This is a genomic window from Streptomyces gottesmaniae, assembly GCF_031845845.1.
GTDB classification, from domain to species: domain Bacteria; phylum Actinomycetota; class Actinomycetes; order Streptomycetales; family Streptomycetaceae; genus Streptomyces; species Streptomyces akebiae.
This window is the reverse complement of record NZ_JAVRFJ010000012.1, coordinates 1-25,160: the sequence shown is the minus strand read 5'-3', so window position 1 is coordinate 25,160 and position 25,160 is coordinate 1. Positions and strand designations below refer to the sequence as shown.

Sequence of the window (25,160 nt, the reverse complement as noted above, 5' to 3'; positions counted from 1 at the left end):
TCCGGGTCTGATGAGCTGTGGCCTGGGACACAACGGACGCCCCGGCAAAGCACCGCAAGGGAGATGTCGTGAGCAACGAAAGCCTGGCCAACCTCTTGAAGGAGGAGCGACGCTTCGCGCCGCCCGCTGACCTGGCGGAGAGCGCCAACGTCACGGCCGAGGCGTACGAGCAGGCCAGGGCTGACAGGCTCGGCTTCTGGGCGGCTCAGGCCCGGCGGCTGACCTGGGCCAAGGAGCCGACCGAGACGCTGAATTGGTCGAACCCGCCGTTCGCCAAGTGGTTCGAGGACGGCGAACTCAACGTCGCGTACAACTGCGTCGACCGGCATGTGGAGGCCGGCAACGGCGACCGGGTCGCCATCCACTTCGAGGGCGAACCCGGGGACAGCCGGGCCATCACCTACGCCGAGCTCAAGGACGAGGTGAGCAAGGCCGCCAACGCCCTGCTGGAGCTGGGTGTCCAGGCGGGCGACCGGGTCGCGGTCTACATGCCGATGATCCCGGAGACGGCCGTGGCGATGCTCGCCTGCGCCCGGATCGGCGCCGCGCACTCCGTCGTCTTCGGCGGCTTCTCCGCGGACGCGCTCGCGACCCGTATCCAGGACGCGGACGCCAAGGTGGTCATCACCTCCGACGGCGGCTACCGGCGCGGCAAGCCCTCCGCGCTCAAGCCCGCCGTGGACGACGCGGCCGACCGGGCCGGCAATGTCGAGCACGTCCTCGTCGTCCGCCGCACCGGCCAGGACGTCGCGTGGAACGACTCCCGTGACGTGTGGTGGCACGAGATCGTCGACCGGCAGAGCAGCGAGCACACGCCGCAGCCGTTCGGGGCCGAGCATCCGCTGTTCATCCTGTACACGTCCGGCACCACCGGTAAGCCCAAGGGCATCCTGCACACCTCCGGCGGCTACCTGACGCAGACGTCGTACACCCATCACGCCGTCTTCGACCTCAAGCCGGAGACGGACGTGTACTGGTGCACGGCCGACGTCGGCTGGGTCACCGGCCACTCGTACATCGTCTACGGGCCGCTGGCGAACGGCGCGACGCAGGTCATGTACGAGGGCACGCCCGACACCCCGCACCAGGGGCGGTTCTGGGAGATCGTGCAGAAGTACGGGGTGACGATCCTCTACACGGCGCCCACGGCCATCCGTACGTTCATGAAGTGGGGCGACGACATCCCCGCGAAGTTCGACCTGTCCTCGCTCCGCGTGCTCGGCTCCGTCGGTGAGCCCATCAACCCCGAGGCGTGGATCTGGTACCGCAAGCACATCGGGGCCGACACGACGCCGATCGTGGACACCTGGTGGCAGACCGAGACCGGCGCGATGATGATCTCCCCGCTGCCGGGTGTGACGTCGACCAAGCCGGGGTCCGCGCAGACGCCGCTGCCGGGCATCTCCGCCACGGTCGTCGACGACGAGGCGAACGAGGTGCCGAACGGCGGCGGTGGCTATCTCGTCCTCACGGAGCCGTGGCCGTCGATGCTGCGCACCATCTGGGGCGACGACCAGCGCTTCCTCGACACCTACTGGTCGCGGTTCGAGGGCAAGTACTTCGCCGGTGACGGGGCGAAGAAGGACGACGACGGGGACATCTGGCTCCTCGGCCGCGTCGACGACGTGATGCTCGTGTCCGGCCACAACATCTCGACGACGGAGGTGGAGTCCGCGCTCGTCTCGCACCCGTCCGTGGCCGAGGCGGCCGTGGTCGGCGCGGCGGACGAGACCACCGGGCAGGCGATCGTGGCGTTCGTCATCCTGCGCGGCACGGCGAACGCCGAGGACGAGAGCCTCGTCTCCGACCTCCGCAACCACGTCGGCGCCACCCTCGGCCCGATCGCCAAGCCGAAGCGGATCCTGCCGGTTCAGGAGCTGCCGAAGACCCGCTCCGGGAAGATCATGCGGCGGCTGCTGCGTGACGTGGCGGAGAACCGTCAGCTCGGCGACGTCACGACGCTGACCGACTCCACGGTCATGGACCTCATCCAGGCCAAGCTGCCGGCGGCGCCCAGCGAGGACTGACGCGCCCCGTACGGCCTCCAGGGGCACCCGGCGAGCGGCATGCCGGGTGCCCCTTAGGTAAGCTAAAGAACAGGTGTGCCGGGAAGTCTGGTCGGCGAGTGTTCCGTGCTGTCCACCCACCGGAGGTCCCCACCGTGGCCGCGTCCCGCACCACCCCCACCCGCAGGGTTCTCGACCGACTCTCCCTGTCGGAGCGGACCTTCGTGGCGGACGCGCTGCGCACGGAGACCGTCGGCGGTGTGCTGCTGCTCCTGGCCGCCGTCACCGCGCTGGTCTGGGTCAACGTCCCCGCGCTGCACGACAGCTACGAGAGCGTCAGCCACTTCCGCTTCGGACCCGCAGCACTCGGCCTCGACCTGTCCGTGGCTCACTGGGCGGCCGACGGCCTTCTCGCCATCTTCTTCTTCGTCGCCGGCATCGAACTCAAGCGCGAACTGGTCGCCGGTGACCTCAAGGACCCCCGGACGGCCGCGCTGCCCGTGATCGCGGCATTGTGCGGCATGGCCGTACCGGCGCTCGTCTACATGCTCACCAACCTCACCGGGGGCGGCTCCCTGGCCGGCTGGGCGGTGCCCACGGCCACCGACATCGCCTTCGCACTGGCCGTGCTCGCCGTCATCGGCACCTCCCTGCCGAACGCGCTGCGGGCCTTCCTGCTCACCCTCGCCGTCGTCGACGACCTGTGCGCGATCCTGATCATCGCGGTGTTCTTCACCGACGACCTGAACTTCGCGGCGCTCGGCGGCGCGTTGGCCGGTCTCGCCGTCTTCTGGCTGCTGCTGAGGAAGGGCGTACGCGGGTGGTACGTCTACGTGCCGCTCGCGCTCGTCGTCTGGGCGCTGATGTACAACAGCGGCGTGCACGCCACCATCGCCGGGGTCGCGATGGGGCTGATGCTGCGCTGCACCCGGCGCGAAGGCGAGGAGCGCTCCCCCGGCGAGCACATCGAGCATCTGGTGCGCCCGCTGTCGGCCGGTCTGGCGGTGCCGCTGTTCGCCCTGTTCAGCGCGGGTGTCGCGGTGTCGGGCAGCACGCTGGCGAAGGTGTTCACCCAACCGGAGACGCTCGGGGTGGTGCTCGGCCTCGTGGTCGGCAAGGCGGTCGGGATCTTCGGCGGAACCTGGTTGACCGCCCGCTTCACCCGGGCCTCGCTCTCCGACGACCTGGCCTGGCCGGACGTCTTCGCGGTCTCCTCCCTCGCCGGGATCGGCTTCACCGTGTCGCTGCTCATCGGTGAACTGGCCTTCGAGGGTGACCAGGTGCTCACCGACGGCGTCAAGGCCGCCGTCCTCACCGGTTCCCTCGTCGCGGCGGTCCTGGCGACCGTCCTGTTGAAGCTGCGGAACGCCAAGTACCAGGCCCTGTGGGCCGCGGAGGAGCGCGACGACGACCTCGACGGCATCCCCGACATCTACGAACAGGGTGACCCGGCGTACCACCTGCGCATGGCGGAGATCCACGAACGCAAGGCCGCAGAACATCGCAGGCTTGCCGAAGTGGCGGGCGGGGCAGGCGTCGGCGACGACGGTCCGGCATGATCTGACAGGACCGTAGACAGGACCGTACAAACGCATATGAGGGAGACCCCGATGAGCGCACCCGACGGCAGCCCGGTCGGAGCCGAACGCAGCGTCGGCCAGTTGGTCGCCTCGGCGACGGCCGAGATGTCCGCGCTGGTGCACGACGAGATCGCGCTGGCCAAGGCCCAGCTCAGGCAGGACGTCAAGCGAGGAGTGATCGGCGGCGGGGCGTTCACCGCGGCCGGCGCGGTACTGATCTTCTCCCTGCCGATGCTGAGTTTCGCGCTGGCGTACGGCATCCGCACCTGGAGCGAATGGAACCTGGCGATCTGCTTCCTGCTGTCGTTCGCGGCGAACGTCGTGGTCGCCCTCGTGTTGACACTCATCGGCGTCGTCTTCTCCAAGAAGGCCAAGAAGGGCCAGGGCCCGCAGAAGGTCGCCGCGTCCATGAAGGAGTCGGCGGGTGTGCTGCAGAACGCCAAGCCGCACCCCCGTCGGCCCGCCCCGGCCGACGGCGCCGTCGAGGCTGTGGCACGCTCGACGTCATGACGGACCCCGCGACCACCCCGGCCGCCCCCTGGAATCAGCCCGCGTCTCCCGTACGGCTCGACGTGCCCGGCGCCAAGGAGCTGATCCACCGGGACGTGGCCGCCAACGGCGCACGCTTCCACATCGCGGAAGTCGGCGACGGACCGCTGGTGCTGCTGCTGCACGGCTTCCCACAGTTCTGGTGGACCTGGCGGCACCAGCTGGTCGCCCTCGCCGAGGCCGGCTTCCGGGCCGTGGCCATGGACCTGCGCGGGGTCGGCGGCAGCGACCGCACCCCTCGGGGTTACGACCCCGCGAACCTCGCCCTCGACATCACCGGGGTCGTACGGTCCCTCGGCGAGCCCGACGCCGCGTTGGTCGGCCACGACCTGGGCGGCTATCTGGCGTGGACGGCGGCCGTGATGCGCCCCAAGCTCGTCCGGCGGCTCGCCGTGTCGTCCATGCCGCACCCGCGGCGGTGGCGCTCGGCGATGCTCTCGGACGTCAAGCAGACCTCCGCGGGCTCCTACATCTGGGGATTCCAGCGGCCCTGGATCCCCGAGCGGCAGCTCACCGCCGACGACGGCGCCCTCGTCGGCCGGCTGATCCGGGACTGGTCGGGGCCGCGGCTGCCCGACGACGAGGCCGTGGAGGCGTACCAGAGGGCGATGTGCATCCCCTCGACCGCGCACTGCTCGATCGAGCCGTACCGGTGGATGGTGCGGTCCATGGCCCGCCCGGACGGCATCCAGTTCAACCGCCGGATGAAGCGGCCGGTCCGGGTGCCCACCCTCCACCTGCACGGTTCGCTCGACCCGGTGATGCGCACCCGCAGTGCGGCCGGGTCCGGGGAGTACGTCGAAGCGCCGTACCGTTGGCGGCTGTTCGACGGTCTGGGACACTTCCCGCACGAGGAGGACCCGGTGGCGTTCTCGACCGAACTCATCAACTGGCTGAAGGATCCCGAGCCCGACCGGTGAGTCGGCCAGGTCGCCCGCTATCCGGACGTGAACACCTGTTCCACGGAGAGCCACTTGCCCGGCGCATAGGCCAATTGGGGGGCGTGGGGGCGGTTATCGACCTTGGGGCGGGGGCACACGTCGGGGTATGGGCTGGACGCACGACTACAGTGACGCAGCACGCAACCGCCGCTCGGCCTCGGGCCTGAGCTCCCACCAGAGGGGCGGTCCGCAACTGCAGGGCACCGATCCCCGGCTGGGCATTCCGCGCATCCTGCGCCGCCGGGCCCGCTGGGTCTCGGCCCGGCTGCGCCATCCTCGTCCCTGACCCGTACGGGGCGACCCGCACAGGATCTCGCACCCCCGGCCCCGCCCGGCCTCAGAGCGCGCAGCTGTCGCTGTCCACCTGCTGGTTGGCCGTACGGCCCTTGGCGATGTCCTCCTCGACCTCGTCCGCGGTGAGGGCGTAGCCCGTCTCCGGGTCGTCGAGGGACTTCGCGAAGACCACGCCGTAGACCTTGCCGTCGGGCGTGAGCAGCGGGCCGCCGGAGTTGCCCTGGCGGACGGTCGCGTAGAGCGAGTACACATCACGGTGGACGGTGCCGCGCTTGTAGATGTCGGCGCCGTTGGCCGTGATGCGACCGCGCACGCGCGCGGGCCGGATGTCGTACGCGCCGTTCTCCGGGAAGCCCGCGACGATCGCGTCGTCGCTGCTGACGGCGTCCTTGGTGGTGAACTTCAGCGCGGGCGCCTTGAGGCTGGGCACGTCCAGTACGGCGATGTCGCGCTCCCAGTCGTAGAGGACGACCTTGGCGTCGTACTTGCGGCCCTCGCCGCCGATCTGGACGGTGGGTTCGTCGACTCCGCCGACCACGTGTGCGTTGGTCATCACCCGGCGCTCGCCGAAGACGAAGCCGGTGCCTTCGAGGACCTTGCCGCAACTCTGGGCGGTGCCCATGACCTTGACGATGGATCGCTTGGCGCGCTGGGCGACCGGGCTGCCGGCGAGTGCGGGGTCGGGGGGCTGGACCTCGGTGATCGGCTCGTTCGAGAACGGGCTGAAGACCTGCGGGAAACCGTTCTGCGTGAGGACCGAGGAGAAGTCCGCGAACCAGGTGTCCGCCTGGGTGGGCAGGGCACCGGCCACGCCCTGGAGCACCCTGGAGTTGCGGACCTCCTTGCCGAGCGTCGGCAGGGTCGTTCCGGCGAGTGCGGAACCGATCAGCCAGGCGACCAGGAGCATCGCGACGACGTTGACGAGGGCGCCGCCGGTGGCGTCCAGGGCGCGGGCCGGGGACCAGGTGATGTAGCGGCGCAGTTTGTTGCCGAGGTGGGTGGTCAGGGCCTGGCCGACGGAGGCGCAGACGATCACGATGACTACCGCCACGACCGCGGCGGCCGTGCTGACCTCGGAGTTGTCGGTCATCCAGTCCCAGATCACGGGCATGGCGTACACCGCGACGAGACCGCCGCCGAGGAAGCCGATCACCGAGAGGATGCCGACGACGAAGCCCTGTCGGTAGCCCACGATCGCGAACCAGACGGCGGCGACCAGCAACAGGATGTCGAGCACGTTCACCGCTTCAAGCCTCGCCTCGTCACTACGCGATCACTACAGGCCGACCGGGGGACCGGTCCGCCGCGCGGCGACAGGGGGACGCAGCAGGCCCCAGAAGACGCAGCACGGCAGACACCCTGTCATGAGCGCCAGTCGAGCGGGACCTGCTTCTCCCGGTCCCAGGGGCGCTCCCAGCCCGAGTAGTGCAGCAGACGGTCGATCACTCCGGCCGTGAAACCCCACACCAGGGCTGATTCGACCAGAAATGCCGGACCTGCGTACCCGCGGGGGTGCACGGCGGTGGCTCTGTTGGCGGGATCCGTGAGATCCGCCACGGGGACGGTGAAGACGCGGGCCGTCTCGTTCGGATCGACGACCCGGACCGGGGTGGGGCGGCGCCACCAGCCCAGGACGGGGGTCACGACGAAGCCGCTGACCGGGATGTAGAGCTTGGGCAGCACACCGAAGAGCTGGACGCCTGCCGGGTCGAGGCCGGTCTCCTCCTCGGCCTCGCGCAGGGCGGCGCGCAGCGGGCCGTCGGTCTGCGGATCGCCGTCCTCGGGGTCGAGCGCGCCGCCCGGGAAGGACGGCTGGCCCGCGTGCGATCGCAGCGAACCGGCGCGCTCCATGAGCAGCAGCTCGGGTCCGTCCGGGCCGTCGCCGAACAGGATCAGGACCGCCGACTGCCGACCCGAGCCGTTCTCCGGTGGCAGGAACCGGCTCAGCTGTAGCGGCTCGACCGTCTCGGCGGCGCGCACCACCGGGTCCAGCCAGGTGGGCAGGCCCGCCTTGTCCAGGACGACGTGGTCGGCCCACTCGTGGTTCCGCCCCGCGTGGTGCCCGTTGCCGGTGTCCGTGCCGCCGTCCGTCCGGCTCATGCGTGTCATAGCCACCCCCGTCGTTCTTCCGGTCCCAACGCCCGGAGGACCGCTGATCGTTCCACATGACGCCCACGTCCCCCTTGTGGGTGGCGGAGACCGGGGCGGGGAGGGCGCGAGGCGGCGTACGGAGCGAGGGGGATGTGCGCGCCGGCGTGCGTGCCGAAGCGGACGGGTGCGGTGGTGTGCGCGTCCGGGCGCTCGGTACGGTCCGTCATCCGGCGGCTCCGAGGGGCGGGGCCGGGATGCCGCCCGCGTCCAGGTAGGACTGCGGAGGCTTGAGGCGCTGGCCGGGGAAGCCGCCCTTCTCGTACTTCAGGAGCTTCCTGGCCTTCTCCGGGTCCGTCTCACCCTCGCCGAACGCCGGGCAGAGCGGGGCGATGGGGCAGGCGCCGCAGGCCGGTTTGCGGGCGTGGCAGATGCGGCGGCCGTGGAAGATCACGTGGTGCGACAGCATCGTCCACTCGCTCTTCGGGAAGAGCGCGCCGACGGCGGCCTCGATCTTGTCCGGGTCGGTCGCCTCGGTCCATCGCCAGCGCCGTACGAGCCGTTGGAAGTGGGTGTCCACGGTGATGCCGGGGCGGCCGAAGGCGTTGCCCAGCACGACGAAGGCGGTCTTGCGGCCCACGCCGGGCAGCTTGACGAGATCTTCCAGACGACCGGGCACCTCGCCGCCGTGGTTGTCCACCAGGGCCTTCGACAGCCCCATCACCGACTTCGTCTTGGCACGGAAGAACCCGCAGGGCCGCAGGATCTCCTCGACCTCCTGCGGGTCGGCCGCGGCCAGGTCCTCGGGGGTGGGGTACTTCGCGAAGAGCGCCGGTGTCGTCTGGTTGACCCGCAGGTCGGTCGTCTGCGCGGACAGGACCGTCGCCACGATCAGCTGGAAGGAGTTCTCGAAGTCCAGCTCCGGGTGCGCGTACGGATACACCTCGGCGAGTTCGCGGTTGATGCGGCGCGCACGGCGGACGAGGGCCGTCCGGGACTCTGGCTTGACCGCCGGGGCCTTTCTCCGGGCCGAGGGAGCCCCTCGCGTCGCGGCCGCCTCCGCCACCTCTGCCGTCTTCCGGGCGGTAGCGGCCTTCTTCACCGGGGCCGCTTTCGCCGGGGCCGCTTTCCTCACCGGAGCCGCTTTCGCCGGGGCCGTGGTCTTCCGGGCGGGATTCTCCGCCGCTGATGGATCGGACACCTTCGTCGCCTTTGCCGTTTTGTTCGCTCCCATGGGGCCCTGTTCGCCCACAGCGGAATCGCGCCGTACAACCACCCGCCCAGCCCCCTCGGCCTGTGCTCTCACCGGCGATTTGGACACCCGGCCAGCCTAAAGCCCGGCACCGACATCCGCCCCGGGCCCAGAAGATCGGCCCCCAATTGGACCCCTGACGCTTACCCCGGGACATGTGTGCGGCATCCTTGTGACAGATCACACTGTTTGGACCGTCCGGCAAGATGGGGAACACGGTCCCCTGGTAGTACGGGGAGCAAGATCCCCTGAGCAGGTCGACAAGGAGAGAACTCGTGGACGACGTTCTGCGGCGCGCCCCGCTCTTCGCGGCGCTCGATGACGAGCAGGCCGCGGAGCTCCGCGCCTCCATGAGTGAGGTGACCCTCGCGCGCGGTGACGCTCTGTTCCACGAGGGCGACCCGGGAGACCGCCTCTATGTGGTCACCGAGGGCAAGGTGAAGCTGCACCGCGCCTCGCCCGACGGCCGCGAGAACATGCTGGCCGTGCTCGGCCCCGGTGAGCTGATCGGCGAGCTGTCGCTGTTCGACCCCGGACCGCGGACGGCGACGGCCTCGGCGCTGACCGAGGTCAAGCTGCTGGGCCTCGGCCACGGCGACCTCCAGCCCTGGCTGAACGCGCGGCCCGAGGTGGCGGCGGCGCTGCTGCGCGCGGTCGCGCGGCGGCTGCGCAGGACCAACGACCAGATGTCCGACCTGGTGTTCTCGGACGTGCCCGGGCGGGTCGCTCGTGCGCTGCTGGATCTGTCCCGCCGGTTCGGGGTGCAGTCGGAGGAAGGCATCCATGTGGTGCACGACCTCACCCAGGAGGAGCTGGCGCAGCTCGTGGGCGCGTCCCGGGAGACCGTGAACAAGGCGCTGGCGGACTTCGCTCAGCGCGGGTGGCTGCGCCTGGAGGCCCGCGCGGTGATCCTGCTGGACGTGGAGCGACTGGCCAAGCGGTCTCGCTGACGCGGGGCCGGCGGTACACCGGTTCCGCCAGGTACGTCAGGCCGTGGTCGCTGCGGCCGCCCGTACGCCGATGGGGTTCGGCCCGTTTCTCGGGGCGGGCCCCGTCTTGTTGTGTCCAGGGTGTCCAGGAGCTTGTGCCCAGGGTGTCCAGTGGCGCCCGAACGCGCTCTCGACCCCCTGGAAGCGCCTGGGAGGGGTCTCTGGGGCCCGTGAGGGTGCTGAGGTCCGGTGTGACACCCCGGGTGCCCTGAAGCCCGGAGGCGGGCGCTCAGGCTCGCGAGCGGTCAGATCAGGCCGTGTTCGGTCAGGTACTCCAGCTGTGCCCGTACCGAGAGCTCCGCGGCGGGCCAGAGGGAGCGGTCGACGTCCGCGTAGACGTGGGCGACCACCTCGCCCGGGGCGCGGTGACCGTTCTCGACCGCTGTCTCGACCTGCGCCAGCCGGTGGGCGCGGTGGGCGAGATAGAACTCGACGGCGCCCTGGGCGTCCTCCAGGACGGGGCCGTGGCCGGGGAGGACGGTGTGGACGCCGTCGTCGACCGTGAGGGACCTCAGGCGGCGCAGGGAGTCGAGATAGTCGCCGAGACGGCCGTCGGGGTGGGCCACGACGGTCGTGCCGCGACCCAGGACGGTGTCACCGGTCAGGACAGCCCGGTCGGCCGGAATGTGGAAGCAGAGCGAGTCGGCGGTGTGGCCCGGGGTCGGAACGACACGGAGTTCCAGGCCGTCGAGCGCGACGACGTCACCCGCGCCCAGTCCCTCGTCGCCGAGCCGCAGCGCCGGGTCCAGGGCCCGTACGTTCGTCCCGGTCAGCTCGGCGAAGCGGGCGGCGCCCTCGGCGTGGTCGGGGTGGCCGTGCGTGAGGAGGGTCAGCGCGATGCGCCGGCCGGCCTTCTCCGCCGTGTCGACGACGTTGCGCAGATGAGCGTCGTCCAGCGGACCGGGGTCGATCACGACGGCCAGTTCGGAGTCCGGTTCGGAGACGATCCAGGTGTTGGTGCCGTCCAGCGTCATCACCGAGGCGTTCGGCGCGAGCACGTTGACGGCGCGCGCCGTGGCGGGGCCGGACAGAACACCGCCCCTGGGCTGGCCGGGAAGGGCTGCTGCGTCGGTCATGCGGAGGAGCCTTCCAGCGGGATGGGAGGAGTGCCACGGTGGCGGGCGGGCGCGGCGTCCCGGCGGGCGCGCGGCGGTGCGGGGACCGCGGGCGGAGCCCCGGGCCGGCCGCCCGACCGGTCCGGGAGGGCTGTCGCCGCGGTCATGTGGGGTCACCGGCGGCCGGAACGCGCTTGGTGAACTCGTCGTGGCCCGGCCAGGAGAGGATCACGTCGTCGTCCTCCAGACGGGCCCGAGCGAGGACGGGGGTCAGGTCGCGGGCGGGTGCGGCGGCGAGCGCGGCGGCGGCCGAGTCGTATTCCGCGAGCCTGCGCAGGGTGGCGATGGTGGGCGGCATCATCATCAGCTCGCCCTTGTCGTAGCCGTCCGCCGCGTCCCGGGGGCGGATCCACACCGTCCGGTCGGCCTCCGTGGAGGCGTTGCGGGTGCGCTGGCCCTGCGGGAGGGCGGCCACGAAGAACCAGGTGTCGTAGCGGCGGGCCTCGAACTCCGGGGTGATCCAGCGCGCCCAGGCGCCGAGGAGATCGGAGCGCAGGACCAGTCCCCGGCGCTCCAGGAACTCGGCGAAGGACAGCTCCCGGGCGGCCACCGCGGCGCGGTCGGCCTCCCAGTCGTCGCCCGTGGTGTCGCCGATCACGGTGTCGGGGCTCTGCCCGGCGAGCAGGACGCCCGCCTCCTCGTACGTCTCCCGGACCGCCGCGCAGACGATGGCCTGGGCGTCGGTCTCGTCGACGCCGAGGCGGGACGCCCACCACGCGCGCGTGGGGCCCGCCCAGCGGATCTGGTGGTCGTCGTCGCGGGGGTCCACCCCGCCGCCCGGATACGCGTACGCGCCCCCGGCGAAGGCCATGGAGGCGCGTCTGCGCAGCATGTGCACGACCGGCGTGTCGGCCGTGTCCTTGAGCAGCATGACGGTGGCGGCCCGCCTGGGGGTCACCGGTGTCAGCGTGCCGGCCGCGAGTGCGCGGATGCGGTCCGGCCACTCGGCTGGGTACCACTGCCCGTTTGCCATGGGCGGAGGCTAACTCGTAACGGGCTGATGTTCGAGTGAGCCTCCGCGATCTTGGTGGCCGTCAGGCTTCGGTCAGCTCCACCTGGAGTTCCACCTCGACCGGCGCGTCCAGCGGCAGGACCGCCACACCGACCGCGCTGCGCGCGTGGACGCCCCTGTCGCCGAAGACGGCACCGAGGAGTTCGCTCGCGCCGTTCAGTACGGCGGGCTGGCCGGTGAAGTCGGAGGCCGAGGCCACGAAGCCGACCACCTTCACCACACGTGCGACCCGGTCCAGGTCGCCCGCCACGGACTTGACCGCGGCGAGCGCGTTCAGCGCACAGGTGCGGGCGAGCTCCTTGGCCTCCTCGGGGGTGACCTCGGCGCCGACCTTGCCGGTGACGGGCAGCTTGCCGTCCACCATGGGCAGCTGCCCGGCGGTGTACACATACACGCCGGACTGGACGGCCGGCTGGTACGCGGCGAGCGGCGGGACGACCTCGGGCAGCCTCAGCCCGAGTTCCACGAGCTTCGCTTCGACGGCGCTCACGGCTTGGGCCGCTTCAGATAGGCCACCAGCTGCTCGGGGTTGTTCGGCCCGGGCACGACCTGGACGAGCTCCCAGCCGTCCTCGCCCCAGGTGTCCAGAATCTGCTTCGTGGCATGGACGAGCAGCGGCACGGTTGCGTATTCCCACTTGGTCATGTGGCCGACTTTATCCGCTGCCCGGCCGCCGTCCGGCACCGGTTCCTCGCCGTCCGGCACGGGTTTCCGTCGCCGTCCCGGTGGGCGTGACGACCTGGGCGGGCGGGCAGGAGCACCCAGCAGCGTGGGCCGCGCGTGGGCCGACAGGTGGGGGGCCGACAGGCGAGGAGGGCACAAGTTGTCCACAGCCTCCCGCGTATGCCGCGCGCGGACTGGTTAGGCTCGAATACGTGAGCAGGCTCCAGGTCGTCAGCGGCAAGGGCGGGACCGGAAAGACCACGGTCGCCGCCGCACTCGCGCTCGCCCTCGCGACCGAGGGGAAGCGCACCCTCCTGGTCGAGGTCGAGGGCAGACAGGGCATCGCACAGCTCTTCGAGGCGGAGGCACTGCCGTACGAGGAGCGGAAGATCGCGGTGGCCCCCGGGGGCGGGGAGGTGTACGCGCTGGCCATCGACCCCGAACTGGCCCTGTTGGACTACCTCCAGATGTTCTACAAACTCGGCGGGGCGGGCCGGGCCCTGAAGAAACTCGGTGCCATCGACTTCGCCACCACCGTCGCGCCCGGTCTCCGGGACGTACTGCTGACGGGCAAGGCCTGCGAGGCGGTGCGCCGCAAGGAGAAGAGCGGGCGGTTCACGTACGACTACGTGGTGATGGACGCGCCGCCCACCGGGCGCATCACCCGCTTCCTGAACGTCAACGACGAGGTGGCGGGCCTGGCGAAGATCGGCCCGATACACAATCAGGCCCAGGCCGTCATGCGGGTCCTGAAGTCCCCCGAGACGGCCGTGCACCTGGTGACCCTGCTGGAGGAGATGCCCGTCCAGGAGACGGCGGACGGCATCGCCGAGCTGCGGGCCGCGAAGCTGCCGGTGGGGCGGATCATCGTCAACATGGTGCGGCCGGAGACACTGGACGCCGACGAGCTGGAGTTCGCGCGCGCGGTGCCGCGTACGGCCGTCGCCAAGTCCCTGTCCACGGCGGGCCTGGGCGGCGCGCGGCGCGGCGGCAACGCCGAACGGCTGGTGGAGCCGCTGCTCGCGCAGGCCGAGGAGTACGCCGAGCGGTACACCCTGGAGCACGAACAGCGGGCGGTACTGGGCGAGCTGGGCCTGCCACTGCACGAACTGCCGCTGCTCGCCGAGGGCATGGACCTCGCGGGCCTGTACGAACTCGCCACGGAACTGCGTCAGCAAGGGATCTCATGACTCCGGACCCGGCCGCCTCGCGCGACGCGGCGCACGCCCACGCCTCGGACCCCGACCACGCCCCGTCCCATGCGCCCGACGGACATCGCGTGATCAGCTCGACCCGGCCGCTGGCCGTCGACCCCCTGCTGGACGACCCGCGGACCCGCATCGTGGTGTGCTGCGGCGCCGGCGGTGTGGGCAAGACGACCACGGCGGCCGCCCTCGGACTGCGGGCCGCCGAGCGCGGCCGCAAGGTGGTCGTGCTCACCATCGACCCGGCCCGGCGGCTCGCCCAGTCCATGGGCATCGACTCGCTGGACAACACCCCGCGCCGGGTGAAGGGCATCGACGGGGACGGCGAACTGCACGCCATGATGCTCGACATGAAGCGCACCTTCGACGAGATCGTCGAGGCGCACGCGGACCCCGACCGGGCCTCCGCCATCCTGAGCAATCCCTTCTACCAGTCGCTCTCGGCGGGCTTCGCGGGCACGCAGGAGTACATGGCGATGGAGAAGCTGGGCCAGCTGCGGGCCCGTGACGAGTGGGACCTGATCGTCGTCGACACCCCGCCGTCGCGTTCGGCGCTGGACTTCCTGGACGCGCCGAAGCGGCTGGGTTCGTTCCTCGACGGCAAGCTGATCCGGGTGCTGCTGGCGCCCGCGAAGGTCGGCGGGCGGGCCGGGATGAAGTTCCTGAACGTCGGCATGTCGATGATGACGGGCGTCCTGGGCAAGCTGCTCGGCGGTCAACTCCTCAGGGACGTGCAGACGTTCGTGGCCGCCATGGACTCCATGTTCGGCGGCTTCCGTACCCGCGCCGACGCCACGTACAAGCTGCTCCAGGCGCCCGGCACGGCCTTCCTGGTGGTGGCGGCGCCGGAGCGGGACGCGTTGCGCGAGGCGGCGTACTTCGTGGAGCGGCTGGCGGCCGAGGACATGCCACTGGCGGGGCTCGTGCTCAACCGTGTCCATGGCAGCGGCGCGGCCCAGTTGTCCGCCGAGCGCGCGCTCGCCGCCGCTGAAAATCTTGACGAGCCCCGCATTGTGGATCAGATGGACGGGAAAGCAGTTCGTAACTCTCCCGACACGTACGACAGTTCAGCCAGTCCAGAACCGCCCGCAACGACCGGTCCGCAGGACGGTTCCCCCGCCGCGGACCTGACGGTGGAACAACTCACAGCCGGCCTGCTCCGACTGCATGCCGAGCGGATGCGCCTGCTCTCCCGGGAACAGCGCACGCGTGACCGCTTCACCGCGCTTCATCCCGAGGTGGCCGTGGCCGAAGTGGCCGCGCTGCCCGGTGATGTCCATGACCTGGCGGGTCTGCGGGACATCGGGGCCCGGCTCGCGGCCATAAGGCCGGAGTTGCCCACCTCCGACAACTGACTGACTGGCTGCCTGCCCGACTCACGGCATGTCTGGCTGACTCAGGGCATGCATGTCTGGCTGGCTGGCTGGCGGAAGGCTGAGGAGCCGTCCGTGGCCAGAAATCCGATCCACGCCTCGGGGCACCCGAGAGCCGGCACACCTGCCCGACGCGCCGACACCTCAAGGGCGCCCTCGACCGACGTGGCCCGGAAGGGGCCTCGCTCTCAGCTCACCGCCGCGTAGTTCTCGTACATCTCGTCATCGTCGAGCGGCAGAATGCCCGCGCCACGCTCGTACTCCGTGCGCGCGGTCTCCAGCAGCCTGCGCCACGACGTGACGGTCGGTCGCCTGCGCAGCAGTGCGCGGCGCTCGCGCTCCGTCATTCCTCCCCACACGCCGAACTCGACGCGGTTGTCCAACGCGTCCGCCAGGCACTCCGTCCGCACCGGGCATCCGGTGCACACCGCCTTGGCCCTGTTCTGCGCTGCTCCTTGAACGAACAGTTCATCCGGATCGGTAGTGCGGCAGGCAGCCTGCGCACTCCAGTCGGTTACCCAGCCCATACCGGCGCCGTCCTCTCCCGAATCGAGGCTCCCCCACGGCGGCAGCGGCATATTCACCGCCGCCAGTTGAGGACGTTACGGAAGGTGGGCACAGCGCAACACCCCCTTCGGGCCCAATCTTGAATGGCCCGAACGGACTATGCGTAAGCGGCAGATCACCCGCGGGAGTGACCTGAGGACATACGTGACTATCCCGTCAGAACGGGGCAGTTGACATGCGTCACAACGGACACCGAATGACACACGAGGTGGATTCGGACACGGCACCGGAAAAAAATCGGAAGAACGTCAGAACGATTCGGGCTCGCTGGACGTACTTGATACAAGGGCCTACGGCTGTGACAGTTGAGAGCAGCTTAGGCCAAGGCCTGCGCGCGTGTCCGGCGAATGAGAACGTAGACAACCACTCATGTTCTCTTCTTCTCGTCACGCCTCGGTGCCGTCATGCCTCAGTGCCGTCGCGCCGTGGGCAACGGATGTCACGATCCGGCACCCGTACCCCTCTGGACGCACCCGCTCCTTCGGAACGGTCATCGGTACGGATTAGGCTGCCTCCATGCCAAACAAGCGCTCGGGTGGTGGTCTGTCCCCCACACAGCAGGCCGCCAAGTTCCTAGGTGTCAGCGTGCTCGCCGGTGCCGTGATGGCGGGCATCGCCCTGCCCGCGGTCGGCGCCCTCGGGCTGGCGGCCAAGGGTTCCGTCGAGGGGTTCGACGAACTCCCCGCCAACCTCAAGCAGCCACCGCTGAGCCAGCGCACCACGATCCTCGACAGCAAGGGCGACTCGATCGCCACGGTGTACAGCCGCGACCGTACGGTGGTCGATCTCAAGGAGATCTCGCCGTACATGCAGCAGGCGATCATCGCCATCGAGGACGCCCGGTTCTACCAGCACGGCGCGGTCGACCTGAAGGGCGTCCTGCGCGCGCTGAACCGGAACGCGCGGGAGGGCGGTGTCGCCCAGGGCGCGTCCACGCTGACGCAGCAGCTGGTGAAGAACGTGGCGGTGGAGGAGGCCGGTGACGACCCGACGCTGGTCGCCCAGGCCACCCAGCAGACCCTCGGCCGGAAGATCAACGAGCTGAAGAAGGCGATCCAGCTCGAGGAGGAACTCAGCAAGAAGAAGATCCTCGAGAACTACCTGAACATCACGTTCTTCGGTCAGCAGGCCTACGGCGTCGAGGCCGCCTCCCAGCGCTACTTCTCCAAGTCCGCCAAGGACCTGGACGTCGAGGAGGCCGCACTCCTCGCCGGCATCGTGCAGTCGCCCAGCCGGTACGACCCGGTGAACGACCCGCAGGAGGCCACCAAGCGGCGCAACACCGTGCTGCAGCGCATGGCCGATGTCGGCGACATCTCGCAGACGGACGCCGACAAGGCCAAGAAGAAGCCACTCGGCCTCGACATCAGCAAGCCGAAGAACGGCTGCATCACAGCGGTGAAGGGCGCGGGCTTCTTCTGCGACTACGTCCGCGAGGTCTTCCTGAACGACCCGATCTTCGGCAAGACCAAGGAAGACCGGGCCAAGATCTGGAACCAGGGCGGTCTGACCATCCGGACGACGATGGACCCGCAGGCCCAGAAGTCGGTCCAGGCCTCCGTCAAGGAACACGTCCGGCAGAAGGACGAGGTGGCCACCGCCGCCACCATCGTGGAGCCGGGCACCGGCAAGATCCTCGCCATGGGGCAGTCCAGGCCGTACGGCCTGGACACCAAGAAGAACGAGACGTCGATCAACCTCTCGGTCGACGAGTCGATGGGTGGCGGAGCGGGCTACCAGCCCGGTTCGACGTTCAAGCCGATCGTCGCCGCGGCGGCCATCGAGGACGGCATGTCCCCGGGGAAGATCTACTCCGCGCCGTACGAGATGGCGTATCCGAGCCCGATCTCCACCTGTGACGGCGGCACCTGGCGCAACGGCACCGGCACCAACGCCGCGAAGCTCGAGAACGAGAGCGCGAGCGAGGTCGGCCCGTACTCGATGGAGAAGGCGACCGCGCTGTCGGTCAACACCTACTTCGTGCAGATGATCGCGGACATCGGCATCTGCCCGGTGACGAAGATGGCCGGCAAGATGGGCGTCGAGCGGGCCGACGGCCGCAAGATCGACCAGGCTCCGTCGATCGCGCTCGGCACGCAGGAGATGTCCCCGCTGACCATGGCGAACGCGTACGCCACCTTCGCCGCGCGCGGCATGTACTGCACGCCGGTCGCCATCGATTCCATCACCCAGCGGGTCGGCGAGAAGTCGAAGTCGCTGGAGGTCCCGAAGTCGACGTGTTCGCGTGCCATGTCCGAGAAGACCGCCGACACGATCAGCACCCTCCTCGAGGGCGTGGTCGAGGACGGTACGGGCAGGGAGGCCGGCCTCGGCAGCAGCCGTCCCAGCGCCGGCAAGACCGGTACGACGGACTTCCGTTACGCGGCCTGGTTCGTGGGCTACACCCCGAACATGGCCGGTGCCGTCTGGGTCGGCGACCCCGCACACAAGCGCCGCATGGTGAACATCACCATCGGCGGCGAACGGTACGACAAGGTCTTCGGCGGCAGGGTCCCCGGCCCGATCTGGCGCGACATGATGTCAGGCGCCCTGGAGGGCAAACCGAACCCCGACTTCAACCGCGTCTACATCCCCGACGAGCGGCCGGACCGCGGCCGTGGGGACGACGACAACGGCAACGGAAACGGGAACGGCGACGACAACGGCAACGGTGACGACGGCGGCAACAACGGCTCCGACGGCGGCACCACCTTCCCGACCCCGGATTTCACCATCCCGGAGAACTGGTTCCAGGGCCAGACGAACGGCGGGAACAACGGGAACGGCAACGGCGGGTTCGGGTGACGGACCGGGATACGGCCGCGGTTCGGGTGACCGACCGGGATACGGCCGCGGTTCGGGTGACCGATCGGGATACGGCCGCGGTTCGGATGAGAGCCGTGGCTGTGACCCGCTTCGGGTGAGAGCCCTGGTCGTGCCGGCGGTTCGGTGACGGTCGTGGTCAGGTCGGCGGTCCGCTGACGGCCATGGCGGTGGACCAAGAGATACGGCCAAGAGAAACGGCGGTGGGGGCGCCCCGGGAGAAGGGGCGCCCCCACCGCCGTCGTGCGGGAGGGCTGGAGGAAGCCGGAGGGGCGCCGCGGGCCGGAGGGCCCGGCGGGAGCCGAAGGGGCGACGCCAGCCGGAGGACCCTGCGGAGGCAGGAGGGCCGCCGCCGGCCGGAGGGCCGACGCTGGCCGGAGGGTGCTCAGCCGCCCGCGAGCTGCTGCTTGACGATGGCGGCGACACGGCCGCCCTCGGCGAGCCCGGCCACCTTCGGGTTGACGATCTTCATGACCTGGCCCATCGCGCGCGGACCCTCGGCACCGGCGGCCCGCACCTCCTCGACGGCCTGGACGACGATCTGCCGCAGCTCCTCGTCGGACAGCTGCTTGGGCAGGTACTCGGCGAGGAGCTCGCCCTCCGCCTTCTCCCGCTCGGCCGACTCGGTACGACCGCCCTGGGCGAAGGCTTCCGCGGCCTCGCGGCGCTTCTTCGCCTCCTTGGTGATCACCTTGAGCACCTCGTCGTCGGAGAGCTCACGCTTCTCCTTGCCCGCGACCTCTTCCTTCGTGATCGCGGTGAGCGTCAGCCGGAGCGTCGAGGAGCGGAGCTCGTCGCGCTCCTTGATGGCGGCGTTGAGGTCTTCCTGCAGCTTCGACTTGAGCGTGGTCATGGCGTCGATTGTCGCAGGTGTGGCGTGAGAAGCGCGCCTTGATTTCGCTGGTGTGTGCGGATCGGGTACGGAAGCCGGAGTGGGTTGTCCACAGGGAGAGTTGACGATCGGTGACGATCGGCGGTGGTGGCCGACGGTTGTCCACAGGCGGGCGCTCGGGCTCGGCGGGGTCTGACACGATGGACACATGCGAGCGCGATACGGAGTACCTCTGGGGATCGCGGCGGTCGGTGCCGCCGGTGTGGTGTACGCGGCGGGTTTCGAGGCCCGCTCCTTCCGGCTGCGGCGGGTGACGGTGCCGGTGCTGCCACCGGGCATGCGGCCGCTGCGCATACTCCAGGTGTCCGACATCCACATGGTGAGCGGGCAGCGCAAGAAGCAGCGCTGGCTGCGGTCCCTGGCCGGGCTGCGCCCCGACTTCGTGATCAACACCGGGGACAACCTCTCCGACCCCGGGGGCGTCCCCGAGGTGCTGGACGCGTTGGGCCCGCTGATGGAGTTCCCCGGCGCCTATGTCTTCGGCTCCAACGACTACTACGGCCCGAAGCTGCGGAACCCCGCGCGCTACCTCCTGGAGAAGGTCCAGGGACGACACGGTCTGAACGGCAACAAGCCGGTGGTCGGCGCCATCCACAACCCGTGGGAGGACCTGCGGGACGGCTTCGACGGGGCGGGCTGGCTCAACCTCACCAACACCCGCGGCACGCTGAAGGTCGAGGGCATGTCGGTCGAGCTGACCGGCCTGGACGACCCGCACATCAAGCGGGACCGGTACGCGCGGGTGGCCGGGGGTCCGTCGGACTCCGCCGACCTCTCCCTGGGCGTCGTCCACGCCCCCTACCTCCGCACCCTCGACGCCTTCACCGCCGACGGATATCCCCTGATCCTCGCCGGCCACACCCACGGCGGACAGCTCTGCGTCCCCTTCTACGGCGCCCTCGTCACCAACTGCGACCTCGACACGGACCGCGTCAAGGGCCTCTCCACCCATACGGCCGACGGCCGCACCGCCTACATGCACGTCTCCGCCGGCTGCGGCACGAACCGCTACACCCCGGTGCGGTTCGCGTGTCCGCCGGAGGCTTCGCTGCTGACGTTGGTGGGGCGGGAGGTGTAGGGCTGCGCCTGCGCCTGGGCCGCGGCGAGGCCCTCTCCGGTGCCTGGCGTGCGGGTTCGGTGCCCTGGCGTGCAGGGTGCCTCCGACACGGACGCCCACCCGTACGGATCGCCCCGGATCGCCCGTTTCGTCCGGTCGCCTTAGCGTGAGCGCATGACCGCACCGATACCCAGGGACATCCCCGACCTGCCCGCGATCTCGGGCATGCCCGCGCCGGTGACGTCCGTCGTCCCCGCGACGGCTGTGGTGGCACCGGCACGGCGCCCGCTTGCGGGGACGTACCGTGCCCTGGTCGCGCTGGCGGCGGCAGCGGCCGTGGTGACCGAGATGGTGCTGGGCAGCCCGCTGCGCGCGTTCAGCCACTTCTCGGTCCAGAGCACCGCCCTGGTGGCACTGGTCCTCGCCGCCTCGGCACGCCGCGCCTGGTCGGCCCGCCGCCCGCTCCCGTCCGCGGTGACGGGGGGCACGGTTTTCTACGCCGTGATCACGGCGTCGGTGTACCACCTGCTCCTCACGAACGCCCCGGCGACCTTCTCCATGACGGTGACGTCGACGGGCGCCCCGGTCACCCCGACCGGCTGGCTCGCCCTGACCGACCTCGCCTTCCACACCGTGATCCCCCTCGCGGTGGTGGTGGACTGGCTGCTGCTGACCCGCCCGACCCCACCCCGCCTGATCCACGCGGTGGCCTGGCTGATCTACCCCCTGGTGTACCTGGCGTCCACGCTCGGCCGTGCCGCCCTGGTGACCGCCGACTGGCCGGCCCCGTACCTCTATCCATTCCTGGACGTCGACCGCCACGGCTACAGAGATGTCCTCGGCAACGCCCTCCTCCTGGGCCTGGCTTTCTGCGCCATCGCCCTCCTCCTCGTCGTCGCCGACCACCTCCGCCCCGACCCGGTGCACCCCCGCCGGGGGCGCCCCGACCGCCGTGACCGCCACCCCGAAAACCGGATTTCGTCTCCGGCCACCGGTGGGCTAAAGTAAACGACGTCGCCGCGACAAGCAGCGACAATCGGGGTGTAGCGCAGCTTGGCAGCGCGCTTCGTTCGGGACGAAGAGGTCGTGGGTTCAAATCCCGCCACCCCGACGCTGGTCAGAGGCCACATACGGATTTCCGTATGTGGCCTCTGTCGTGTTCGGGGGCCAAACAGAGGGCCAGACGAATTTGATCAGGCCATTGCGTCACCCTCTCCTTGCTCCCCGTCTCCTCCTCTTCCTGATCTTGGCGGAAGATCGCGTTCATCCCTTCGGCCCTCAGCATGATCACGGGCCGGAGGTGACTGCCGTGTGCGACCAGCAGAGCGATCCTCTCCAGGGGGATGCCGTGGTCGGACAGCAGGGGCAGGAAGCTGTGCCGGAGTTTCTTGGGGTCCACTCCGGATTCAGGCCAGCCTTTTCCCAGGTGAGGGGCCGCGCCTCTGCCGTGCGGGGCCTTCGCTTGCTCCAGCAGGGTCGTCCCGTGGCGCTGGTTCGTCGAGCGGACCTGCGGTCGGCTCGTGCACCACCGGCGCCTGGCCCGCGACTACCACGGCCACCCACACCTCTCCGGAACCATCACCCGCCTTGCGATGATCGGCTTGATGAGCGTCGCCTCACCCGCGAAGTCACGCTGTACCGGCGCGGCACATGGCTCGCCCGGACAGGCCTCGGCGGTCAGGTGTCAGCCTTTGTCGAAGCCGCGGAAGGTTCCTGATCCGTCAGCGGCGTCGGCGAACTCGGCGAAGTCCATGTTGGCGATGCTGAGGTTGGCCGAGACGTCAGGGAACCACTGCGCAGGGAGCCTGAACGTTCGCCCGGGCTCGTCCGAGAGATCCACGGCCAGAAGCGGATGCCCCGGTTCCTTCATCGTGGTCGCGTCCGCCAGAAAGACGTGGATGATCCGGGCATCCTCATCCGCGGCGTCCTCTTCATCCATCAATGCCTGGACCCCCACGTCGGCGAAGCGAAGTTCGCTGACATATGTGGCATGCGGGTACTCGCCGGCCGCGTCGAGCACAGTTCGAACCGCGTCCCAGGCTCCGTCGTCACCGAAGTCGGTACGCAGCACCAGCGAGGTCAGATCATCAGGCTGAGGCAGAGGCATCCCGTGATCCTCTCAGCCGACGCTGACATCAACCGTCACACCCACTGCGCCTGCGGAACCGCTCAAACGACCTTCAGGGCGGTTCGCTTCGCACGCTGCCGGCTCCTGGGCTGAACGGATGATCCCGCAGTGTCTGATCACCTCTGGCCGGCCCCTTGACCGTACATTCATCGCCAGTCCGGTCGAAGTGCACAGTGGGTCAGGAGATGCGTATGCGGAGCCGGTTTCGCCTGTCGTTCGCGCTGGTAGCGGCAGTTGCTCTGGGGAGCTTGGGTGTCGAGAGTGCTCACGCTCAGAATGACGGCTCGCTCGTCTCTCTTCTCGACGGCGCATCGACCAAGCTCTTGGGTAACTCTGCCCTCCCGCTCCTCAACAGCCCGTCAGTCGTCCTGGCCTGTTTCCCCAGTGGGCAGACAGGAACGAACAACCACTTCAACGGCACGCAGAACGTCCACTGCAGCCAAAGCGCCACCCAGACGGACAGCGGCGGCGGTAATGGCGGGGGAGGCATCACCGGCTACGAGGTGATCAACGCCGGCACATTTGATCTGGCCGCGGGCGAGAGTGATTCCGCTGCCGGCTTCTGTCCCGAGGGGAAGCGCCCCCTCAGTGGCGGCGCGCAAGTTGACGGCGGAGTGGGCGACAACCTCCGCCTGAACTACTCCTACCCACACCAGATCGATCCGAGAGAATGGGTGGTCGGGGTGACCAACGAGGGCGATAGCTCGGTTCAGGGCCGCTTCTTCGTCATCTGTGCGAACGTCGCCGAATAGTCCCACGACCCCGACAGATGAACAGCAGTTCAGAGGGCCTTTGCCGAGTCGGTAAGGGCCCTCTGGCGTTGCGACGTGTGTGACGGGGTGGACCCGGTGCCGATGGGGTGACACGGGGCTCGGGCATCGGGGAGCGGGAGCGTGGGTCGGTGGTCAGGCGGGGAGCCAGGTGGGCCACTGGGGTGGGACGTTGCTTATGGGGCAGAGGCCGGAGTCGGCGGGGTAGCCGTCCAGGGTGCCTCGGGTTGCGAAGAGCCACCAGGCCAGCCCGACCGTCGCTACGACGACCAGCAGCGTCGGCAGTGTGGCGCGGAGCGCCCTCGGTGCGCGAAGCGTCAGGCGTCGGCCGATGGCCAGCGCCACGAGTCCGACGAGTGCCTCGGCTCCCACGACGAGAGGGAGCAGCAAGTTGAGTTCGAGGCGTCCGCCGGCGTCGTAACCCGCGTCGCAGTACGCGCGCGCCCAAACGGTCAGTGACCAGGCGGCGCAGCCCATGGCGACGCCGAGCAAGGCGGAGCCCGCCCAGGGAAGACATGAGATGGAACTCGGCTCGGATGTGTGCACGACATGACACGACAGCGAACGCGCCGTCCTCGGTTCCGAGGTGGGGCGTGTGGGGTGTGGGGTGTGGGGTGTGAGAGGTCAGAGGGTTAGGGGGAGGGTTTGCAGGCCTCGGGTCAGGCGGGTGTGGCGCCAGGGGAGGGTTTCGACGGGGACCGCCAGGCTGGCGTGGGGGTGGCGGGTGAGGACGGCTTGCAGGGCGAGTTCGGCCTCGGCTCTGGCCAAAGGGGCCCCCAGGCATCGGTGGATGCCGTGGCCGAAGGCGAGGTGACCGGCGGCGGGGCGGGTGAGGTCCAGGCGGTCGGGATCGGGGAATCGGTCCGGGTCGCGGTTGGCGGCGCCTGGTGCGATGAGGACCGGGGCGCCTGCGGGGATCTCCGTACCGCCGAGTGTGAGGGCTTCGGTGCTGTAGCGGAACGTGGCGATCCCGACGGGCGAGTCGTAGCGCAGCAGCTCGTCCAGCGCGCTGCCGAGGAGCTGCGGCTCGGCCCTCAGGCGCGCGAGCGACTCCGGGTGCCGGAGGAGGGCGAGGGCCGCGTTGCCGATGAAGTTGGTGGTGGTCTCGTGGCCGGCCACCAGCAGGAGTACGGCGAGCGATACGAGTTCGTCCTCGGACAGGCGGTCCTGGCCGTCGCGTACGGCGATGAGGTCGTCGAGCAGACTGTTGCCGGGTGCGGTGCGCTTGGTGGCGACCAGGGCGGTCATGTAGTCGCCGACGGCGTGGGAGGCGGCGTCGATCCGTTGCGGGTCTCCGGCGGCGAACAGGTCGCTCGACCAGGTGCGTACGGATGCGCGGTCGGACTCGGGCACCCCGAGCAGCTCGCAGATGACCGTGACGGGCAGCGGGACAGCGAGGTCGGCGACGAGGTCCACCGTTCCGTGGTCCGGCCAGGCGTCGAGCAACTCGTCGACCAGGCCCGAGATGTAGGGGCGCAGCCGTGCGACCGCCCCGGTGGTGAACGCCTTCGTCACCAGAGCCCGTAGCCGGGCGTGTTGTGGGGGGTCGGTGGCGAGCATGTTCCGGGAGACGGCCGGGTGGAGATCGCGTTGCGACGGCCGGCCGGCGAAGAATTGCGTGGTGTCCTTCGAGAGCCGGGGGTCGGTGAACGCCTCCCGGGCCTCGGCGTAGCCCGTGACCAGGTAGCTGTGGCGGCCTCCTGAACCGGTGGGCACCTTTCGTACCGGTGCCGCTTCGCGCAGGCGGGCGTACGTGGGGTAGGGGTCGGCGAAGAACGCGGGGTCCTGCAACGGGTCGATTGCGCCGGTGGGGCGGGGGTCTTCGGTCGGGCGGGGGTCTTCGGTCGGGCGGGGGT

General features: G+C 70.0%; 24 protein-coding genes and 1 tRNA gene. 13 read left to right on the top strand and 12 right to left on the bottom strand.

Features of this window, described 5'->3' with window-relative positions; all coding sequences use genetic code 11:
- Window positions 1-68: 68 nt before the first annotated feature.
- The 5 genes from acs to RM704_RS15385 all read left to right on the top strand — a co-directional run bounded on the left by acs (window position 69) and on the right by RM704_RS15385 (window position 5,362).
- Complete coding sequence (gene acs, locus RM704_RS15405; RefSeq protein ID WP_033524601.1) at window positions 69-2,027, top strand: acetate--CoA ligase; 1,959 nt, start codon at window positions 69-71, stop codon at window positions 2,025-2,027.
- 134 nt (window positions 2,028-2,161) lie between these two features.
- Complete coding sequence (nhaA, locus tag RM704_RS15400) at window positions 2,162-3,565, top strand: Na+/H+ antiporter NhaA (RefSeq protein ID WP_033524600.1); 1,404 nt, start codon at window positions 2,162-2,164, stop codon at window positions 3,563-3,565.
- A 51-nt stretch (window positions 3,566-3,616) separates the two neighbouring features.
- Window positions 3,617-4,096: a phage holin family protein gene (locus tag RM704_RS15395; RefSeq protein WP_033524599.1), complete on the top strand. Its 480-nt coding sequence runs from the start codon at window positions 3,617-3,619 to the stop codon at window positions 4,094-4,096.
- Window positions 4,093-5,055 carry an alpha/beta fold hydrolase gene (locus tag RM704_RS15390; RefSeq protein WP_033524598.1) on the top strand — a complete coding sequence of 321 codons (963 nt, stop codon included), beginning with the start codon at window positions 4,093-4,095 and terminating at the stop codon, window positions 5,053-5,055. The genes RM704_RS15395 and RM704_RS15390 overlap by 4 nt, the downstream gene beginning before the upstream one ends.
- Before the next feature lie 127 nt (window positions 5,056-5,182).
- Entirely contained in the window at window positions 5,183-5,362 is a 180-nt protein-coding gene (locus tag RM704_RS15385; protein WP_078853953.1) for a hypothetical protein, read from the top strand.
- A 51-nt stretch (window positions 5,363-5,413) separates the two neighbouring features.
- Here the strand turns inward: RM704_RS15385 and RM704_RS15380 are convergent, their stop codons facing one another.
- From RM704_RS15380 to nth, 3 genes are all read right to left on the bottom strand, one after another.
- On the bottom strand, window positions 5,414-6,613 hold the full coding sequence (locus RM704_RS15380; RefSeq protein ID WP_033524597.1) for a MarP family serine protease: 1,200 nt from the start codon (window positions 6,611-6,613) through the stop codon (window positions 5,414-5,416).
- Window positions 6,614-6,732: 119 nt separating this feature from the next.
- Window positions 6,733-7,479, bottom strand: coding sequence for an NUDIX hydrolase (locus RM704_RS15375; RefSeq protein ID WP_033524596.1), 747 nt, complete (start codon window positions 7,477-7,479; stop codon window positions 6,733-6,735).
- A 205-nt stretch (window positions 7,480-7,684) separates the two neighbouring features.
- Window positions 7,685-8,692: an endonuclease III gene (nth, locus tag RM704_RS15370; RefSeq protein WP_033524595.1), complete on the bottom strand. Its 1,008-nt coding sequence runs from the start codon at window positions 8,690-8,692 to the stop codon at window positions 7,685-7,687.
- A gap of 293 nt (window positions 8,693-8,985) precedes the next feature.
- Between nth and RM704_RS15365 the strand changes: the two genes are divergently transcribed.
- Complete coding sequence (locus tag RM704_RS15365) at window positions 8,986-9,660, top strand: Crp/Fnr family transcriptional regulator (RefSeq protein ID WP_033524594.1); 675 nt, start codon at window positions 8,986-8,988, stop codon at window positions 9,658-9,660.
- A 284-nt stretch (window positions 9,661-9,944) separates the two neighbouring features.
- On the opposite strand, the gene RM704_RS15360 is transcribed toward RM704_RS15365, so the two are convergent.
- The 4 genes from RM704_RS15360 to sp36 form a co-directional block, all read right to left on the bottom strand.
- Window positions 9,945-10,775 carry an MBL fold metallo-hydrolase gene (locus RM704_RS15360; RefSeq protein WP_033524593.1) on the bottom strand — a complete coding sequence of 277 codons (831 nt, stop codon included), beginning with the start codon at window positions 10,773-10,775 and terminating at the stop codon, window positions 9,945-9,947.
- A 142-nt stretch (window positions 10,776-10,917) separates the two neighbouring features.
- A complete protein-coding gene (locus RM704_RS15355) occupies window positions 10,918-11,787 on the bottom strand; it encodes an NUDIX hydrolase (protein ID WP_033524592.1) in 870 nt (289 codons plus the stop codon).
- Between the two features lie 61 nt (window positions 11,788-11,848).
- The gene (locus tag RM704_RS15350) at window positions 11,849-12,316 is read right to left on the bottom strand and encodes a RidA family protein (RefSeq protein WP_033524591.1); all 468 of its coding nucleotides are present in this window, start codon (window positions 12,314-12,316) and stop codon (window positions 11,849-11,851) included.
- Window positions 12,313-12,471, bottom strand: coding sequence for a Sp36 family protein (sp36, locus tag RM704_RS15345; protein ID WP_086785308.1), 159 nt, complete (start codon window positions 12,469-12,471; stop codon window positions 12,313-12,315). The genes RM704_RS15350 and sp36 overlap by 4 nt, the downstream gene beginning before the upstream one ends.
- 230 nt (window positions 12,472-12,701) lie before the next feature.
- Between sp36 and bagA the strand changes: the two genes are divergently transcribed.
- Together bagA and bagB are read left to right on the top strand one after the other, a co-directional pair.
- On the top strand, window positions 12,702-13,679 hold the full coding sequence (gene bagA, locus RM704_RS15340; RefSeq protein ID WP_033524589.1) for an ATPase BagA: 978 nt from the start codon (window positions 12,702-12,704) through the stop codon (window positions 13,677-13,679).
- Window positions 13,676-15,049 carry an ATPase BagB gene (bagB, locus tag RM704_RS15335; protein WP_033524588.1) on the top strand — a complete coding sequence of 458 codons (1,374 nt, stop codon included), beginning with the start codon at window positions 13,676-13,678 and terminating at the stop codon, window positions 15,047-15,049. Before bagA ends, bagB begins: the two co-directional genes overlap by 4 nt.
- Window positions 15,050-15,255: 206 nt before the next feature.
- On the opposite strand, the gene wblA is transcribed toward bagB, so the two are convergent.
- Complete coding sequence (gene wblA / locus RM704_RS15330) at window positions 15,256-15,594, bottom strand: transcriptional regulator WblA (RefSeq protein ID WP_033524587.1); 339 nt, start codon at window positions 15,592-15,594, stop codon at window positions 15,256-15,258.
- 556 nt (window positions 15,595-16,150) lie between these two features.
- Here wblA and RM704_RS15325 point away from each other — a divergent pair.
- The gene (locus RM704_RS15325) at window positions 16,151-18,439 is read left to right on the top strand and encodes a transglycosylase domain-containing protein (protein WP_192829520.1); all 2,289 of its coding nucleotides are present in this window, start codon (window positions 16,151-16,153) and stop codon (window positions 18,437-18,439) included.
- A gap of 403 nt (window positions 18,440-18,842) precedes the next feature.
- On the opposite strand, the gene RM704_RS15320 is transcribed toward RM704_RS15325, so the two are convergent.
- Window positions 18,843-19,310, bottom strand: coding sequence for a GatB/YqeY domain-containing protein (locus tag RM704_RS15320; protein WP_033524585.1), 468 nt, complete (start codon window positions 19,308-19,310; stop codon window positions 18,843-18,845).
- Between the two features lie 187 nt (window positions 19,311-19,497).
- Between RM704_RS15320 and RM704_RS15315 the strand changes: the two genes are divergently transcribed.
- The 3 genes from RM704_RS15315 (at window position 19,498) to RM704_RS15305 (ending at window position 21,517) form a co-directional block, all read left to right on the top strand.
- A complete protein-coding gene (locus tag RM704_RS15315) occupies window positions 19,498-20,427 on the top strand; it encodes a metallophosphoesterase (RefSeq protein WP_033524584.1) in 930 nt (309 codons plus the stop codon).
- A 153-nt stretch (window positions 20,428-20,580) separates the two neighbouring features.
- Window positions 20,581-21,414 carry a Pr6Pr family membrane protein gene (locus tag RM704_RS15310; RefSeq protein ID WP_033524583.1) on the top strand — a complete coding sequence of 278 codons (834 nt, stop codon included), beginning with the start codon at window positions 20,581-20,583 and terminating at the stop codon, window positions 21,412-21,414.
- A gap of 29 nt (window positions 21,415-21,443) precedes the next feature.
- Window positions 21,444-21,517: transfer RNA gene (locus RM704_RS15305), tRNA-Pro, on the top strand.
- A gap of 573 nt (window positions 21,518-22,090) precedes the next feature.
- Here RM704_RS15305 and RM704_RS15295 read toward each other — a convergent pair.
- Complete coding sequence (locus RM704_RS15295; RefSeq protein ID WP_052145759.1) at window positions 22,091-22,513, bottom strand: DUF6924 domain-containing protein; 423 nt, start codon at window positions 22,511-22,513, stop codon at window positions 22,091-22,093.
- 212 nt (window positions 22,514-22,725) lie between these two features.
- Between RM704_RS15295 and RM704_RS15290 the strand changes: the two genes are divergently transcribed.
- On the top strand, window positions 22,726-23,286 hold the full coding sequence (locus RM704_RS15290) for a hypothetical protein (protein ID WP_033524581.1): 561 nt from the start codon (window positions 22,726-22,728) through the stop codon (window positions 23,284-23,286).
- A gap of 153 nt (window positions 23,287-23,439) precedes the next feature.
- Here the strand turns inward: RM704_RS15290 and RM704_RS15285 are convergent, their stop codons facing one another.
- On the bottom strand, window positions 23,440-23,850 hold the full coding sequence (locus RM704_RS15285) for a hypothetical protein (RefSeq protein WP_311590653.1): 411 nt from the start codon (window positions 23,848-23,850) through the stop codon (window positions 23,440-23,442).
- A 78-nt stretch (window positions 23,851-23,928) separates the two neighbouring features.
- Window positions 23,929-25,104, bottom strand: coding sequence for a cytochrome P450 family protein (locus tag RM704_RS15280; RefSeq protein WP_033524774.1), 1,176 nt, complete (start codon window positions 25,102-25,104; stop codon window positions 23,929-23,931).
- Between the last annotated feature and the right edge of the window lie 56 nt (window positions 25,105-25,160).